At 71.7% G+C, this 14,528-nt stretch carries 16 protein-coding genes; 8 read left to right on the top strand and 8 right to left on the bottom strand.

What is annotated here, in order from left to right; genetic code table 11:
- Window positions 1-15 precede the first annotated feature (15 nt).
- Complete coding sequence (locus ABT114_RS03175; protein WP_351137938.1) at window positions 16-1,722, top strand: phospholipid carrier-dependent glycosyltransferase; 1,707 nt, start codon at window positions 16-18, stop codon at window positions 1,720-1,722.
- On the opposite strand, the gene ABT114_RS50535 is transcribed toward ABT114_RS03175, so the two are convergent.
- Complete coding sequence (locus tag ABT114_RS50535) at window positions 1,703-1,900, bottom strand: hypothetical protein (protein WP_502987103.1); 198 nt, start codon at window positions 1,898-1,900, stop codon at window positions 1,703-1,705. The genes ABT114_RS03175 and ABT114_RS50535 overlap by 20 nt on opposite strands.
- Before the next feature lie 168 nt (window positions 1,901-2,068).
- Between ABT114_RS50535 and ABT114_RS03165 the strand changes: the two genes are divergently transcribed.
- Together ABT114_RS03165 and ABT114_RS03160 are read left to right on the top strand one after the other, a co-directional pair.
- Window positions 2,069-2,992, top strand: a complete 924-nt coding sequence (locus ABT114_RS03165) for a MurR/RpiR family transcriptional regulator (RefSeq protein ID WP_351137936.1) — start codon at window positions 2,069-2,071, stop codon at window positions 2,990-2,992.
- A 292-nt stretch (window positions 2,993-3,284) separates the two neighbouring features.
- Window positions 3,285-3,665, top strand: a complete 381-nt coding sequence (locus ABT114_RS03160; protein WP_351137934.1) for a hypothetical protein — start codon at window positions 3,285-3,287, stop codon at window positions 3,663-3,665.
- A 242-nt stretch (window positions 3,666-3,907) separates the two neighbouring features.
- Here the strand turns inward: ABT114_RS03160 and ABT114_RS03155 are convergent, their stop codons facing one another.
- On the bottom strand, window positions 3,908-4,522 hold the full coding sequence (locus tag ABT114_RS03155) for a peptidoglycan-binding domain-containing protein (protein ID WP_351137932.1): 615 nt from the start codon (window positions 4,520-4,522) through the stop codon (window positions 3,908-3,910).
- A 62-nt stretch (window positions 4,523-4,584) separates the two neighbouring features.
- Window positions 4,585-5,412 (bottom strand): ATP-grasp domain-containing protein, encoded by an 828-nt coding sequence (locus ABT114_RS03150; RefSeq protein WP_351137930.1) that lies wholly within the window; start codon window positions 5,410-5,412, stop codon window positions 4,585-4,587.
- Window positions 5,413-5,553: 141 nt separating this feature from the next.
- On the opposite strand from ABT114_RS03150, the gene ABT114_RS03145 reads away from it, so the two are divergent.
- Together ABT114_RS03145 and ABT114_RS03140 are read left to right on the top strand one after the other, a co-directional pair.
- Entirely contained in the window at window positions 5,554-6,276 is a 723-nt protein-coding gene (locus ABT114_RS03145; RefSeq protein WP_351137928.1) for a TetR family transcriptional regulator, read from the top strand.
- Window positions 6,277-6,427: 151 nt separating this feature from the next.
- On the top strand, window positions 6,428-6,841 hold the full coding sequence (locus ABT114_RS03140; RefSeq protein WP_351137926.1) for a Zn-ribbon domain-containing OB-fold protein: 414 nt from the start codon (window positions 6,428-6,430) through the stop codon (window positions 6,839-6,841).
- A gap of 7 nt (window positions 6,842-6,848) precedes the next feature.
- Here ABT114_RS03140 and ABT114_RS03135 read toward each other — a convergent pair whose 3' ends face one another.
- A complete protein-coding gene (locus ABT114_RS03135) occupies window positions 6,849-8,252 on the bottom strand; it encodes a Gfo/Idh/MocA family protein (RefSeq protein WP_351137924.1) in 1,404 nt (467 codons plus the stop codon).
- A 211-nt stretch (window positions 8,253-8,463) separates the two neighbouring features.
- Between ABT114_RS03135 and ABT114_RS03130 the strand changes: the two genes are divergently transcribed.
- Window positions 8,464-8,802 (top strand): hypothetical protein, encoded by a 339-nt coding sequence (locus ABT114_RS03130; protein ID WP_351137922.1) that lies wholly within the window; start codon window positions 8,464-8,466, stop codon window positions 8,800-8,802.
- A gap of 47 nt (window positions 8,803-8,849) precedes the next feature.
- On the opposite strand, the gene ABT114_RS03125 is transcribed toward ABT114_RS03130, so the two are convergent.
- The 3 genes from ABT114_RS03125 to ABT114_RS03115 form a co-directional block, all read right to left on the bottom strand.
- On the bottom strand, window positions 8,850-9,239 hold the full coding sequence (locus tag ABT114_RS03125; protein WP_351137920.1) for a PPOX class F420-dependent oxidoreductase: 390 nt from the start codon (window positions 9,237-9,239) through the stop codon (window positions 8,850-8,852).
- A gap of 57 nt (window positions 9,240-9,296) precedes the next feature.
- Entirely contained in the window at window positions 9,297-10,049 is a 753-nt protein-coding gene (locus ABT114_RS03120; protein WP_351137918.1) for a type 1 glutamine amidotransferase domain-containing protein, read from the bottom strand.
- Window positions 10,050-10,155: 106 nt separating this feature from the next.
- Window positions 10,156-11,334 carry a MalY/PatB family protein gene (locus ABT114_RS03115; protein WP_351137916.1) on the bottom strand — a complete coding sequence of 393 codons (1,179 nt, stop codon included), beginning with the start codon at window positions 11,332-11,334 and terminating at the stop codon, window positions 10,156-10,158.
- Between the two features lie 25 nt (window positions 11,335-11,359).
- On the opposite strand from ABT114_RS03115, the gene ABT114_RS03110 reads away from it, so the two are divergent.
- Entirely contained in the window at window positions 11,360-12,409 is a 1,050-nt protein-coding gene (locus tag ABT114_RS03110; protein WP_351137914.1) for a DUF3800 domain-containing protein, read from the top strand.
- Between the two features lie 227 nt (window positions 12,410-12,636).
- A complete protein-coding gene (locus ABT114_RS03105; protein WP_351137912.1) occupies window positions 12,637-14,028 on the top strand; it encodes a S1 family peptidase in 1,392 nt (463 codons plus the stop codon).
- 202 nt (window positions 14,029-14,230) lie between these two features.
- Here ABT114_RS03105 and ABT114_RS03100 read toward each other — a convergent pair whose 3' ends face one another.
- A complete protein-coding gene (locus tag ABT114_RS03100; protein WP_351137910.1) occupies window positions 14,231-14,416 on the bottom strand; it encodes a hypothetical protein in 186 nt (61 codons plus the stop codon).
- Between the last annotated feature and the right edge of the window lie 112 nt (window positions 14,417-14,528).

Below are 14,528 nucleotides of genomic sequence, written 5' to 3'. Positions count from 1 at the left end.
GGGGCCGCGGGGCGGATGATGGCGAGCGAACAGCAGGCGGTCGTTCTCGACCGTGACGAACACTCCGCCACGGTGACCAGCCGCGAGCCGGCCGGCCGGTTGCGGCGACACCGGCGGTGGCTGCGACGGCACCGGCGGTGGCTGCTGCCGCTCGTCGTGGCCGTGCTCCTCGCCCAGATGGCCGTGGCGATGGTCACGACGGCCGTACGGCAGACCCCGACCATCGACGAACCAGTGTACGTCGGCACGGCCGCCGTCTATCTGCGCGAGCACAGCCTGCGCTACAACCCCGAGCATCCGCCGCTGGGAAAGCTGGTGATCGCGGTCGGTGTGGCGCTCGCCGACCCGCACGTCGACACATCCTTCGCCGGCGACCAGGGCCAGGTCGGGCGCCATCTGCTGTACGAGTCCGGCAACGACCCATGGCGACTGATGCTGTGGGCCCGGCTGCCGGTGATCGCGCTGACGCTGCTGTTCGGCCTGGCCGTGTTCGGCTTCGCCCGGGACCTCGTCGGCGCGGCGGGCGGGGTGGCGGCGCTCGCCCAGTACGCCTTCTCCCCCGATGTGATCGCGCACGGCTCCCTGGCCACGCTCGACGCCCCGGCGACCGGGTTTCTGCTCACCTCGGTCTGGCTGCTGTGGCGGGCCCGGCGACGCGCGCTGCCGTATCTGCCGCTCGCCGGGGTGGCGCTGGGCGCGGCCCTGGCCACGAAGATGACCGCGCTGCCCGCGGTTCCGGTACTGCTGGCGCTGGCCGCCGTGTCCCTGTGTCACGGACGTCCCGCGGAACGGCGCAGAGCGCTGCTGCGGGCTGCCGCAGCCGCGGGCGTGGTGGCGCTGGCCGCGGTCGCCGTCGTATGGGCGGCCTATCTGGTGGTCGATCCCCGGCTGCGGTGGACGTCCCAGCAGCACATCCCGGCCGTGCACGGCCTGCGCGGACTCCTGGTGCACCTGTTGCCCTTCCCGGAGGCCTACCGGGACGGCATGCGCATCCAGTTCGGTTTCGAGAACGAGCCCTGGCAGGGCTTCCTGTTCGGCCGGCTCTACACGGGCTCGCTCTGGTACTACCTGCCGGTCGCGCTGCTGGTGAAGACGCCTTTGGGCATGCTCGCCCTGTGGGCGGCGGGTGGGGTCGCGCTCGTGACGGTACGGCGGCTGCGGCCCGCCGCACCGTATCTGCTCGCTCCCACGGCCGTGCTGCTGGCTGCGGCCGTGCAGGGCTCGCGGAACTTCGGTACGCGCTACGCGCTCTTCATGCCGGTGTTCCTGGCGGTGGCGGCGGGCTGTGTCCTGGCGGTGCGGTGGCGGTGGGGGCCGGCGGTGACAGGGGCGCTGGTGCTGTTCGTGGCGGTCAGCTCGCTGCGGACGTATCCCTTCTATCTGCCGTACTCCAACGAGGCGTTCGGCGGGCCGGCCAGGACGCATCTGCGGCTGCACGACTCCAACGTGGACTGGGGCCAGGACCTGGGCAGGCTGGCGGACCGGCTGCGCGAGCGGTACCCGGGCGAGCGGATCTGGCTGGTGTACAAGGGCAGCGGTGTGCCGTCCTTCTACGGCATCCACGCGTCCGATCCGCGCACGGTGCCCGCCCGGGACGTGCACGGGCTGCTGGTCGTGTCCGACTCCGCGGTGGCGAAGGCGAAGGGGCGGCTGGCGGAGCTGGTCGACGGCAGTCGTGCGGTCGACCAGGTCGGTCACTCGATCACGATCTACCGGCGATGACGCTCCTGGTGTGCCGCATGCTCGAATGGCTCGAACAGGGGGCACCCCCATCGGCGTGGTCGTCGCACTCGCGGCGCAGCGCGGCGAGGAGTTCGACGGGCTCCTTGCCGACGATGCGGACCCACAGGGCCGCCCAGTGGTGTTCCAGGATCAGTTCCAGTGCGCTGAGTGCACCCATGTGCGGTCACCTGCCTGCTCCGGCGTCGCTGTTCCTCGGCGTCGGGTGCCCGGGCCGGGCCCGGACATCCCCCGCGCGTCCCGGTCGGCGGGACCTGCGCCACAAGCCCTGGTCACCACGGTGAGTGAGCTATGTTGAGTCCCTGTGGGAGACAAAGAAGACACGCCGGTGCCCTCGTTGCAGCAGGCACGCGCACAGGCCTCAGCGATCACGTCGGGGAAGACGGCCCCCACGGCGGAGGCCTCCCCCACCTCCCAGCTCAGAACGCTCTTCGACGGGCCCCATCTGTCCCCCGGGCAGCGGCGCATCGCGCAGTACCTGATCGAGCACATCACCGAGGCGGCCTTCCTTTCGATCACCGATCTCGCGGAGCGCGTCGGCGTCAGCCAGCCCTCGGTGACGCGCTTCGCCGCCGCGGTGGGCTTCAGCGGTTACCCGTCGCTACGGGAGAAGCTCCAGGCGATCGCGCTCGGCACCCTGGCCGGCGGACCCGGAACGGCCGAGGTGAACCGGAGCAACGAACTCCAGGCGGCGGTCGACGCGGAGATCGAGAACCTGGAGAACCTGCGCCGCGACTTCGCGGACCCCGACCAGGTCATCGAGATCGGCCGCGAGTTGTCGGAGTCGACGCCGCTCACGGTCCTCGGGCTGCGCATCTCCGTCTCGCTGGCCGAGTACTTCGCGTACGCGGCGCGCCGCATCCATCCGGACGTCCGGCTGGTGACGCGGGGTGGCAGCGTCGCCTACGACGCGCTGCTGCAGTCCCGCGAGGCGGGCGGCACCTGGGTGCTGGCGTTCTCCATGCCCCGGCACGCCCACGAGACCCTCGCCGCGGTCCGGGTGGCGCGCAGCGCCGGGCTGCGCGTCGCGCTGATCACCGACCTGGCACTGGGGGAGCTCGCCGACGAGGCCGACGTCACCTTCGCCACGGGCACCGGCTCCCGGCTGGTCTTCGACTCCTACGCAGCGCCCGGCGTGTTGGCCGCCGCGCTGCTCCAGGCCATGACGGACGCCGGACCCGAGCGTACGCAGGCGCGGCTGGAGGAGTACGAGCAGATCTCCGAGCAGCACCAGTTCTTCCTGCGGGAGTGACGACGGCGCCCGACGGCACGCACTCGGCCCTGGTCAAACAGCATCAAGATGCGGATCATTCAACACATATCGCGCATGAAAATTTTCATGCGCCTTGCAAAGCCCACGGCATATATAAATACTGCTCACGGCCGCACCCGCCCCGAGGCCGCCGTCCCCTACCCACGTCGGCGCCGGGGCGCCCGGTCGGGCGCCGCCTGCGCGAGCGCCCGTGGCGGCCCCGGTCATCCCCTAGACCGGGGCCGCCCCACAACGTCGGACCACCCGCCCCGACGCCGCACACCCGGAAGCGATGATCATGACTCTCACGACGACGCACATCAGCCCGGACTGGCCGTGCCAGGTCAAGATGCCCGGCAGCTACGACTGGGAACGCTCTGCGGCCAAGTGGCTTCGGGAACTGGTGCCGACGCGCTACGCGAGCTACCCGGTGCTGCTCCGTCACCCCGTACTCCTGGCCCGGCACGCGCAGCTCCAGGTCCAGCAGGAGATCCGCGTCGCCCGCACCGCCCTGCAGACCGCGCGCGCCGACCTGCCGCGGCTGGGCCTGCCCGAGTCGGTCATCGAGCACACGATCAAGTTGTACGCGGCCGAGGTTCTGCAACTCCAGCACATCGCGCGCAGTGTCCGGACGGTCACCGAGGCGCTCGCCGACCACAGCACCGCCCGCTGACCGCCGGAGCCGGGTCCGGCCGCATGAGCGGCGCCCTGCGTGGCACCCGTGGGGACCAGGAGCACCACCCACACGAGCACCACCCGCGCACGACGGCGCGAGCCGGTGACGACCGTCCTCACCTGGACGGTGCGCCCCGGCCGTGCTGTATCCACCGCCCGGCCACGGATCCGGAGCCGGGAGAGCGGCGGTCGCGCCGCGCCACGGGTTTGATCATCTGCCAGGCCTTCGATTCGCCCGCCTCAGCCGCCGCCCGTACGTGACTCCAGGTCACGACGGGTGTCGTCACCGTAGACGCCGGACTCGTCGCCGCGGATGCCGTACCAGAGCTGGAAGCGGGCCACCGCCGCGGTGAGGTCGGTGCCGTAACGGCCGTCGGTGGCTCCGTGGTCGTAGACGTTCGGGATGCGCAACAGGCGTTCCTGGAGGTCGGTCACCTCGGAGCCGGTGTCGCCCTCGCGGAGGGTTCCGGCGCCGTCAGGGTCGGTGGACACCGACGGGACCGGCGCGGAGGCGGAGGCGGACGGGCTCGTCGCGGCGGCGGTGTCGTCGTTCATGCGGGGCAGCAGGAGGGCGCAGCCGAAGCCGACGAGGGCCGCCGCCGTCACGCCGACGGCGGCGCGGCGCAGTCCCGGCCCGCTGCCGCGCGACTGCCGGTCGCGGACGGGCGGCAGTTCCTGTGTCTCCTCCTCCGCCGCGGGCGACGCACCGCGCAGCGGCACGGAATCGTAGGCGGCGTCCTGTGTCGTCTCCCGGAACAGCTCCGCGAGCGCATCGGTGCGGCGGGGGCGCAGCACCCGGATGGGTTCGAGGACCGGGCGGTCGTACGGCTCCCCCGGTTCGGGCGGTGTCGGCACGCTGCTCTCCTTCGGTACCTCGGATCCCCCGGGGAGAGATACGCGCGTACCGCCGCCCGGGTTCAGCCGGTGAGGAAGCGGCGCAGGGATTGCGTCAGCGCGGCCACGAAGGCGTCCCGTCGGGTCTCGTCGAGGGCGTCGAGGGACAGGTAGGGGTTGAGGTCCTCCAGCTCGACCAGCAGCAGTCGGCCGTCGGGAGCGCGGCAGGCGTCGACCCGCTGGATGCCGTGCCCGATGGTGTTCCACGCGATGAAGCCGCGGGCGAACTCCAGGTCCTCGTGGGTGGGCTCGTACGGCTGGAGCTGCCAGCGCCGGTCGGGGTCCGGCGCGTACAGGGCGTACTGGAAGTCGTCGTCGACGAAGTAGAACGAGACCTCGTACGTGAAGTCGATACAGGGCTGGACCAGGACCGTCCCGTCGGTGAGGCCGGGCAGGCGGTCGGCGGTGACCGTGCGCAGACCTATGGAGTCGGCGCCGAGCTTGGGCTTGACGACGTACTGGTCGGCCTCGGGCAGCAGGTGCAGGTCGTCCGGGCGGTCGACGGTGGGGATGACGGGGAGACCGGCGGCGCTCAGGTCGAGGAGGTACTGCTTGCCTGCCATGTCCGCCCTGCCGGTGAGCGGGTTGTAGACGCGGGTCCCGCTGCGCAGCGCCCGCTCGCGGAAGGCGTCGTACTGCTCCTGGTACTCCAGGACGGGGCCGCTGTTGCGGACGACGACGGCGTCGAAGGCGTCCATCAGGGCGGCGGCGTCCCGCGGATGGCACAGGGCGAGGTCGAAGTCCGCGCGGAGCCGGGAGGTGAGGAAGATGTCCTCGTCGCAGTAGCGGCGTCCGCGGGCCGGGTACGCCAGATCGGTGACGTAGAGGACTCGGGGGCGGGCGGCGGGCATGCGGGGTCTCCTCGGGGGCGGGCGTCGGGCCGTGCAGGAAGGTTACGCCGGTCTGCCGGGAGGTTTCACGGGGAGCACTCAGTTCCCTCACGACAGGGAACTGAGTGCCATCATCGCCGACTGAATGCTACGTTCCCCTCCATGAGCTCCAGCAGCAAGGCAGCGGCCGCGGCCGCGAAGCCGCCCATGCGGGACGCCCTGATCGCGGCGGCCTTTCAGCTGTTCCTGGAGCGGGGCTACGAGCAGACCACGGTCGACGACATCGTGGCGCTGGCCGGGGTGGGACGGCGGTCGTTCTTCCGCTACTTCCCCTCCAAGGAGGATGTGGTCTTCCCCGACCACGAGCGGTGCCTGGCCGACATGACGGCCTTCCTCGCGGCGAGCGGCGACGAGCAGGAACCGGTGCGGCGGGTCTGCGACGCGGCCCGGCTCGTGCTGCGGATGTACGCCGAGAACCCGGCCTTCTCCGTGCAGCGTTACCGCCTCACCAAGAAGGTGCCGGGACTGCGGGCGTACGAGCTGTCGGTGGTGTGGCGCTACGAGCGCGCCCTCGCCGCATACCTGCGAGGGCGCTTCGCCGACCGGCGTGACGGCACCCTGCAGGCCGACGTGATCGCGGCCGCCGTGGTCGCCGCGCACAACAACGCGCTGCGCTCCTGGCTGCGTTCGGACGGGCAGGGCGACGCCGGCGCCGCGGTGGACCACGCGCTCGGCCATGTGCAGTCCGCCTTCGGCAGCCCGCCGGGACTGCCCGCCGGCCGGCAGCCGGGGACCCCCGAGGACGTCGTCGTGGTCGTCTCCCGACGCGGGACACCCCTGTGGCGGGTGGTGCAGGAGATCGAGACGGCGCTGGGCGGCGGCTGACCCGCCCGGATTCGGGGTACGGAGTGCCTTTACGTGTGGCACTGAGTGCCATACGCTGTGGCTGTGCACGGTGGCACGGTGAACCGGGCACGTGCGTGCTCGGGCGATCCGCGCACGCGGGATTCCGGCCTAGCGCAGGGAGTTGACCAGCGTGTACCACCACTCAGGAAGCGCAGTTCAGCAGGGAGCCGGCTCCGCCACGGGCGTGCTCGAACCGGCGACCGCTAGCTCGGAGACGATCCTCTTCCAGCGCTGCACCTGGTGCGCCACCACCATGTACCACCGGCTGCTGTGTCCGGCATGCCAGGGCGGTGACCTGCGGACCGAGCGCAGCGAGGGCATGGGGACGGTCCGCCACACCACGGTGGTGCACCGCAACACCCCCGCCGCGCGCAATGTGTCGCTGATCGAGATGGCCGAGGGGTTCGTCGTCCGGGGCCGGGTCATGGGCCCGCTCATCGGCATCCACAGCGGCGACCGCGTGCGACTGTCCACGGCCAAGGACCCGGTCCGGGGCGAGCCGGTCTTCCAACTGCTCGACGAGCCCTTCCGGGCTTGGCACTGACGGGCCGTCAGATCCTGGCGGAGTCGAGGCCCGGGATCACGTCCCGCGTGCGTACCGGCCGCCCGGTCTCGAAGCACCGGTTGGCGGCGAGCCCGACGGCCAGGGCGAGCGCACCGTCCCGTTCGGTGGCCGGGTGCTGGGCCGGCTCGGCGTCGGCCTCTGGTCCGAAGGGCACGTCGAGCATGCGGCTGTCGCCGGCGGCATCTGCTCCGGAGGGCCCGTCGAGCATGCGGCCGGCGTCGGCCTCGGGCCCGAACAGCACGTCGAGCATCCGCCGGTCTCCGCCGCCGTGGGCCTCGTGGTCGACCGCGACCGGGATGTCGACCGGGGGCTGCCACAGCGGACGGAGGGCGAGCCGGACGCCGCCCCCGTGCAGCGCACCCGTGTGGGACCCGGCCCGGATCAGGGGCGGCTGCCAGCGACTCTCCTCGACCTCCAGTTCCAGGCGGCCGGCGCTGCCGTTGAACATCACCCGGTAGCCCTCCCACGGGGAGTAGGCCGTGAGGTGGTACGTCATCGTCGCGCCCCGGGCGTAGCGGACCAGGACCGCCATGTCGTCCTCGATGGTGACGGGGCCGCCGAAGACGTTGCGGTCGCGGAGGTAGCCGTCGTCCTGTTCGGCGTCCAGGTAGAGGGCGCGCAGGGTGTCGTCCGCCGCCAGGTCCAGCGCGAAGGGATCCTCGGCCGCCGCACCGGCGCCGTGAGCGCGCTCGTAGTCCCGGCGCAGTCCGTGGCGTACGCCGGCGTCGGGGCCGTAGAAGGCGAGCCGTCCGTAGCCGAAGACCTCGCTCGGCCGGTCGCCGAGCCACCAGTTGACGAGGTCGAAGTGGTGGCTCGACTTGTGCACCATCAGCCCGCCGCTGTTGCGCTTCTCCCGGTGCCAGCGGCGGAAGTAGTCCGCGCCGTGGCGCACGTCGAGCAGCCATTCGAAGTGGACCGACAGGACCTCTCCGACCGCGCCGTCGGCGAGCAGGGCGCGGACCTGCTCGTGGACGGGATTGAAGCGGTAGTTGAAGGCGACGGTCAGTGAGTTGCCGGTCTCCCGGACGGTGTCGAGGATGCGGGCGCAGCGCTCGGCGTCGACGGTCATCGGCTTCTCGGTGACCACACGGCAGCCCGCTCGGAGGGCGGGGACGATGTAGCGGTCGTGCTCGGCGTCGACGGTGGTGACGATCACCTCGTCGATGCCCTCCTTGGCGAGCATCGCGGTGAACCGCTCCGGCTCCCACTCGGTGGCAGCGGGTTCGCCGGCCGCTGTCAGCAGCCGGTTGTGGAAGGCCATCCGGGTGGGGTTGGGGTCGCACAGGGCGGCGACGCGGTGGGCGGGGCGTTCGGCCAGGGCCTGGGTGAAGGTTCGGGCGCGGTGGCCGGTGCCGACGACGGCGGCTCGGAGAAAGCGATTTCGGCTCATGCAGGTGCCCTGTCCCCTCGGACGGCGGGTCATTCATCGGTGGCCGATTCCTTGCCCTCGTCCAACCGAATCACCCGCCACAGACAACCTCCAGATTCCGTCTGCCCTCCTTCGGCAGGCGAGGGTCCCCGGTTCGGACGGGGTGCCCGCGCCCAGGTTGGAGGAGGGGAACATCGCTCCGTGTCCGGCGAATCAGCCGCTGACGTGGCGGGTGTCCCTGTCGGAGGCCGCCGACACGGAACTGAAAGCCTCCTTCATGGTGAGGCCGGGGCCGGAGGGCGCGGAGCTGTCCACGAAGGACGTCGACCCGAACTGGCTCAGCGACACCTCCGGCGAGTCCCCCGACCCGGAGCGCCCGCTGTCCAAGGTGGACTACCTCTACCTCTGGGTCTCGATCCCGGCGGGGCAGACCAGCGCCGAGCTGAGCCTGCCCACGGTGAAGGACCAGCTGACCGAGCCCGCCGAGTCGGTGCGGTTCCAGTGGGTCGACGACTCCGGTGAACCGGGCGACGGGCCGGTGCTGACCCGCACGGTGCTGGACACTCCGTAGTACGGAGATCCGGAGAGGGCCGGCCGCCTCACGCGGTCGGCCCTCTGTCATGGTGTGAGGGTGACCCGGATGCCGACCGTGCCGTCGAGTCCGCGGCGCAGGCGACTGCCCAGGAGGGTGAGGCGGCCGAGGAGCCCGTACTTGCGGGCGATGAGCTTGCGGTAGCGGGCGGTCGTCTCGGCGTCGCAGATCTCGGCGGTGGCCGGGACCGGGTCGCCGGTCGGGTTGCCGCGCAGGTCGCACGGGCCGACGAGGACGTCGCCGCGGGCGCGGATCCGCTTCACCTTCCAGGAGTCCGCGGTCGTCCAGGCGCCGAGGGCGTGCTCCCCGTCCCGCACGACCCACACCGGCGTCGGGACGCCGGTGCCGTTCTTGCGGTAGCTGGTGATCAGCAGATACTTGCCCGCGCCGAGCCGGGCCACCGACGAGTCGTCCATGCCCGGCAGTCTAGGCACCTGCCATGCTCACCACCTAGGCAGAACCGGGCGGGATTTTCAGCGGGCCCGGTGAAGAAGTTCGAGGTAGCGCCGGGCGAAGAGGTAGGCATCACCCGGCCAGCGCGCGGATACGTAGGTGCCGTCCTGAACGACGAAGGCGTGGGTGTCGTCGGCGGAGGTGCCCCGCCGGGTGAGGACGCGTGGGCCTCGCTCGAACTGCGCGGCCGGGTCGGCCAGGGCGGAGCGCACCTCGTCCTCCACGTAGGCCGGGTAGGTGCGGTAGTAACGGCCGAGGCGCCAGGCGGTGCTCAGGTAGGCGGAGCGTTCCAGGTACTTGGGCAGGCAGGTCGTGCGCCGGTCGGCCAGCACGCCGCGGCCCGTCGCCGGGTCCTGCGACCGGGCCAGGACCAGCACGCCGTGACAGATCGCGCCGACCGGCCGCCCGAGCGTCCAAAAGCGCGCGACCTGTCGTCGCAGCTCCGGCGAGCCGAGGTACTGCCGCATGCCGGGCGCGTGGCCGCCCGGCAGGAGCAGCCCGTCGAAGGCCGTCACGTCCAGGTCCGCCCAGGCGGCCGTGGCGGTGAACTCCGGTGCCGCGGTGAGCTGCTGGTAGAACCGCTTGGGTTCGTCCGCCGCGCCGAGCTGCCCGAGGATCACCCCGGTCAGCAGGCGCGGGTCCGCCGCGGGTCGGGTGCCGGCCTGTTCGGTGGCGAAGACGACCTCATGTCCCGCGTCGGTGAGCAGCCGCCAGGGCACGGCCACCTCGGTGACGTCGAAGTCGCGGTCCGGGAGCGGGATCAGCACGCGCATGCCGCCATGATGACAGCATGCGCGCGTGTCCATGACAGAGACGGTCGGGCGGTCGGCAGTCGGACGGCGAGACAGTCGGACGGTCAGCCGTCAGAGGGCGAGACGCTCAGGCCAGTGCCGCCGCCATCCGCCGTACCGCTTCCGTGATCACCTCGGGTGACGTGCCCAGATTCAGGCGTACGTGGCCGGCGCCGCCCGTCCCGAAGGGAATCCCGGAGTTGAGCGCCACCCGGCCGCGGTCCAGGAACACGTCCGCCGGATCGTCCCCGAGGCGGAGCGGCCGGCAGTCGAGCCAGGCGAGGAAGGTGGCCTCGCTCGGTCGGTACGTGATCGCGGGCAGGTGCTCGGCCAGCAGCTCGGCGAGCAGGCTGCGGTTGTCGTCGAGGCCGGCCAGCAGGGCGTCCAGCCAGGCGGTGCCGTCACGCAGGGCGGCGGTGTGGGCGATGACGCCGACGTGGCTCGGGCCGTGGCTCACCTCCTCGGGCAGCCGGGCCAGGTCGGCGACGGCCGCCGGACCCGCCACGGCCAAGGCGGCCTTGAGCCCGGCGAGGTTCCAGCCCTTGGACGCCGACATCAGGGACAGACCGCTCTGCGCACCCCGCACACTCAGGTACGGCACGAAGTCCACACCCCCGGCCACCAGCGGAGCGTGGATCTCGTCGGCGACCACGCGCACGCCGTACCGCTCGGCGAGGGCCGCGACGGCGGTGAGCTCGTCGGCGGTGTGCACGGTGCCGGTCGGGTTGTGCGGGCTGCACAGCAGGTAGGCGGCGCGCCGTCCACCGGCTACGACCCGCCGGAAGACCTCCTCCAGCCTGCCGAAGTCGATGCGCAGGTCCGCGCCGAGGGGGGCCTCGCACAGCCGCCGGTCCATGTTCCCGACGAACTGGAAGAACGGCGGATACACGGGCGGATTGACGACGACGGCGTCCCCGGGCCCGGTCACCAGCTTCAGCATCTCGACGACGCCCAGCATCACGTCCGGCACGATCGCGGTGCGCTCCACGGCGAGCCCGTCCCAGCCCCACCGCCCGGCGGCGAAGGCGGCCAGCGCCTCGGCGTAGGCGGTGCCCGCGGGGTAGCCGGTGTCCCCCAGCGCCATCGCGTCGGTGACGGCGCGCACGACCGGTTCGGCGAGCGGCACGTCCATCTCGGCCACCCACAGCGGCAGCACGTTCTCGGGGTAGGTGCGCCATTTCATGCTCGTACGGCATCGGAGGCGGTCGAGGGTGAGTGCGCGCAGGGGATTCGGTTCACCGGGCGTGACGTGCGGGATGCTTGTCATGGGGCACAAGATAGGGGGCTGCGCGGTGAGCTGGAACGAAGCGGTCGAGGAGCGGGCGGAAGGCGCGGGGGCGTTTCTCGAGGCGGCCTGTGACGAGTCGGGCTCGGACGGCGAGAACCTCACCGGCGGGAACACCGATGTGTTCGCGCACGCCAGTGTGGGGATTTCCGTGGAATCCGCCGCCGCGTACGTGCAGGAGATACGGGACCGGATTCGCTCACCCGCCGAGGAGTACAAGGCGAACCATCTGCTGCGGGAGAAACACCGGGCGGTGCTGGAATGGCTGCTCGCGCCCTCGGGGCCGATTCACGGTCATGCCCATGTACACCTCACCGAGAAGGCGTTCTTCGTCGTGGACCGGACCGTCGGCCTGCTGCTGGACGAGGGCAGCGGAGAAAGTAAGGGCGCGAGCGACGAGGCTGTCGCCCTGTTCCGGGCGGGGGCGCGGGCCTTCGGGAGCGCGGGGTGGCGGGAATTCCTGGAATCGGCCAACCAGTTGCTGCGGGTACGGAACGACAGTGCCCCCGGCGTGCCGGTCGAGGTGTTCTTCCGTACGGTCGGCGCCTTGCGCGACGCTTGTCCGAGCGGGGATTCGGCGCGCGTTCTGGAGCGGCTCGCGCAATCCCGGTCCCGTGCGGAGTCGTATCGGGCGCAGATCCTCGACGGACCGCCACTGGTTCCCCTGCTGAATCCCCTGCTTCCCGCCATCGTCCGAACCGCCGCGTACTGGACTGCCGGGGGACAGTCCGTCCGTCTCGTGCACGACCGGCAGAACATGCTGACACCGGAACGCATCGCCTGGATCGAGGAGACGGCCCGGCGCGACGGCATCGGCCTCGGCGGACTGCGGCTCGTCCACTCACGGCTGGACCCGCGGGTGCAGCTCGCCGACTTCCTCGCCGGTATCGCCCGCAGGATCGCCTCCGACGAGCTGAACGGGCACGGCGACCCGGTGCTCACCGCGCTGTTGCGGCCGTACGTCGGCGCGACCTCCGTGTGGGGCGACGAGCGGAGCTGGGCGCGGCTCGGTCCGGCCGCCGCGGACGCCGTGCTCCCGGCGCTGTCCGAACCCTGATCTTTCACGCGTCGACGGCCTGCTCACCCTCGTGGCGAGAACGTGATCCCCCTCGCCGCGAGGACGTGATCGCCTTCGTGGCCAGGACCTGAACAACCTCGCGGCGACGACCTGATCGACCTCGCGGTGAACACGGCCCGTCCAGCGCACGTATGGAAGTCAGGGCGCTCAACGACCGGAGGGCCCCGTGGTGTTGAAGCCGCGCGTTCGGGGTTCGGGAGCCATGCATGAGGCACGCACGACGACGGGTCGTCCGGCGAGTGACGAAGGTGGCGGCCGTCGGCGGACTCCTTCTCGGAGGGGTGATGGTGACGCAGGCCGTGGCGAGCGAGACCCCCGCCACGTCCGCCGTCCCGCGCAGCTCCGCGGACTCCGTCGCGGAGACCGGGGCGCAGCTCGTGTCGCGCCTGGGCACCTCCCGTACGGCGGGCAGCTGGATCGGCGCCGACGGGAAGCCGGTCGTCGCCGTCACCGACGAGGGCGCGGCCACCGAGGTCCGCAAGGCGGGTGCCGAGGCCAAGATGGTGGGGCACAGCATGAACGAGCTCAAGTCGGCGACGACGACGCTGCGTTCGGCGCCCCGGGTGGCCGGCACGGCGTGGTCCGTGGACTACCGGACCAACAGGGTCGTGGTGCAGGCCGACCGCACCGTCTCCGCCGCCGACTGGTCCGCGTTGACCAGGGTCGCGGACGGCATCGGCAGTTTCGTCCGCATGGAGCGCACCACCGGCGAGTTCACCACGCGCCTCAACGGCGCCCAGCCGATCCTGTCGACCGGAGGACGCTGCTCGGCGGGCTTCAACGTGACCAACGGGCAGAGCGACTTCATCCTCACGGCCGGCCACTGCGGGCCCACCGGTTCGCTCTGGTTCGCGGACAACCAGGCCACCCAGCAGGTGGGCAAGACGGTCAGCGGGTCCTTCCCCGGCGGCGACTTCTCGCTGGTGCAGTACGCGAGCGGCCGGGCGGGCGACGGCGCCGACGTCGTGGCCATCGGCAACGGCAACGGGGTGCGGATCACGGGTGCGGGTGATCCGTCCGTCGGGCAGCGGGTGTTCCGCAGCGGCAGCACGAGCGGACTGCACGACGGGCAGGTGACCGCGCTCAACGCCACGGTCAACTACCCCGAGGGGACCGTCACCGGCCTGATCGAGACGAACGTGTGTGCCGAACCCGGGGACAGCGGCGGGCCGATGTTCTCCGAGGGGATCGCTCTCGGGGTGACCTCGGGCGGCAGCGGGGACTGCACGACGGGCGGTACGACGTTCTTCCAGCCGGTGACGAAGGCGCTGTCGACGCTCGGGGTGCAACTGATCGTGTCGGCGCAGACCGCCGGCGGCCAGAGCGCCACGCCCTCGTCCTCCCCCACCCCGGCCCCGTCCGCCTCCGCCACGCACAGCGCGATCGCCCCGGGCGCCGCCTCGCCGGGGTCGTCGGCTCCGGTGACAGGCGGCGCGGAGGCGTCGACGCTGCTGTCACGGCTCACGGACCCGAAGAACGTCGGCCCCGGCCTGCTGGTGATCGCGGGGAGCCTGGTCGCACTGGTCGCGACCCGGTACATCCGCGCGGAGCAGGACCGCAAGGCCTATCAGCGCTACTACTCGGCGACGTGGGGCTGAGAGTCGGCCGATGGCCGGCAGGACGGTGGCCACCTCGGCGACCGTCCCGCCACGCGAGCGTGCCGGGAGAGGAGACATCGCCTGCAAAGTCGACGATGCCGTAGTCGACGGTGGAGGACAGTGCGAGAAGGGCACCTGTTCAGTCAGGCGTTCCCCGGGGTGGCGCTCCGATTCTCGGCGGACAGTTCCGGAGAGGCGGCGGTCAGGCCGCCCGTACCGACTGCGGGGCCACGGCGGCCCACTCCGAGACGAGCCGCTGGTACTCCTCGCGCTGCTCGCCGCTCAGTGTCCCGCCCGACCGGAGCCACAGGGCCCGGATCTCCTCGTTGACCTCCGCCGCCGATCGCTCGGATACGGGTTCAACAGTGGTGGACATGCTGTGAAGCATACGGCTCCCGACGTGAAGGCCATGTGAGTAATCGGGAATGATTCGGGCATTTCGGACCGTGTTGCTGATCACGTACATCTGCCGGGAGCGGCGAGGACCAGATCGGCGCGCT

The organism is Streptomyces sp. NPDC002088 (genome assembly GCF_040296605.1).
Lineage (GTDB): Bacteria > Actinomycetota > Actinomycetes > Streptomycetales > Streptomycetaceae > Streptomyces.
The sequence above is the reverse complement of the archived record's forward strand: the minus strand, read 5'-3'. Positions and strand labels throughout refer to the sequence as shown.

Coding starts and splice junctions, on each gene's coding strand:
- ABT114_RS03160 (WP_351137934.1), top strand. CDS start 3,285: ATGATCATGACTCTCACGACGACGCACATCAGCCCGGACTGGCCGTGC.
- ABT114_RS03125 (WP_351137920.1), bottom strand. CDS start 9,239: ATGGACGACTCGTCGGTGGCCCGGCTCGGCGCGGGCAAGTATCTGCTG.
- ABT114_RS03145 (WP_351137928.1), top strand. CDS start 5,554: ATGAGCTCCAGCAGCAAGGCAGCGGCCGCGGCCGCGAAGCCGCCCATG.
- ABT114_RS03175 (WP_351137938.1), top strand. CDS start 16: ATGATGGCGAGCGAACAGCAGGCGGTCGTTCTCGACCGTGACGAACAC.
- ABT114_RS03120 (WP_351137918.1), bottom strand. CDS start 10,049: ATGCGCGTGCTGATCCCGCTCCCGGACCGCGACTTCGACGTCACCGAG.
- ABT114_RS03105 (WP_351137912.1), top strand. CDS start 12,637: ATGAGGCACGCACGACGACGGGTCGTCCGGCGAGTGACGAAGGTGGCG.
- ABT114_RS03115 (WP_351137916.1), bottom strand. CDS start 11,334: ATGACAAGCATCCCGCACGTCACGCCCGGTGAACCGAATCCCCTGCGC.
- ABT114_RS03135 (WP_351137924.1), bottom strand. CDS start 8,252: ATGAGCCGAAATCGCTTTCTCCGAGCCGCCGTCGTCGGCACCGGCCAC.
- ABT114_RS03100 (WP_351137910.1), bottom strand. CDS start 14,416: ATGCTTCACAGCATGTCCACCACTGTTGAACCCGTATCCGAGCGATCG.
- ABT114_RS03150 (WP_351137930.1), bottom strand. CDS start 5,412: ATGCCCGCCGCCCGCCCCCGAGTCCTCTACGTCACCGATCTGGCGTAC.
- ABT114_RS50535 (WP_502987103.1), bottom strand. CDS start 1,900: ATGGGTGCACTCAGCGCACTGGAACTGATCCTGGAACACCACTGGGCG.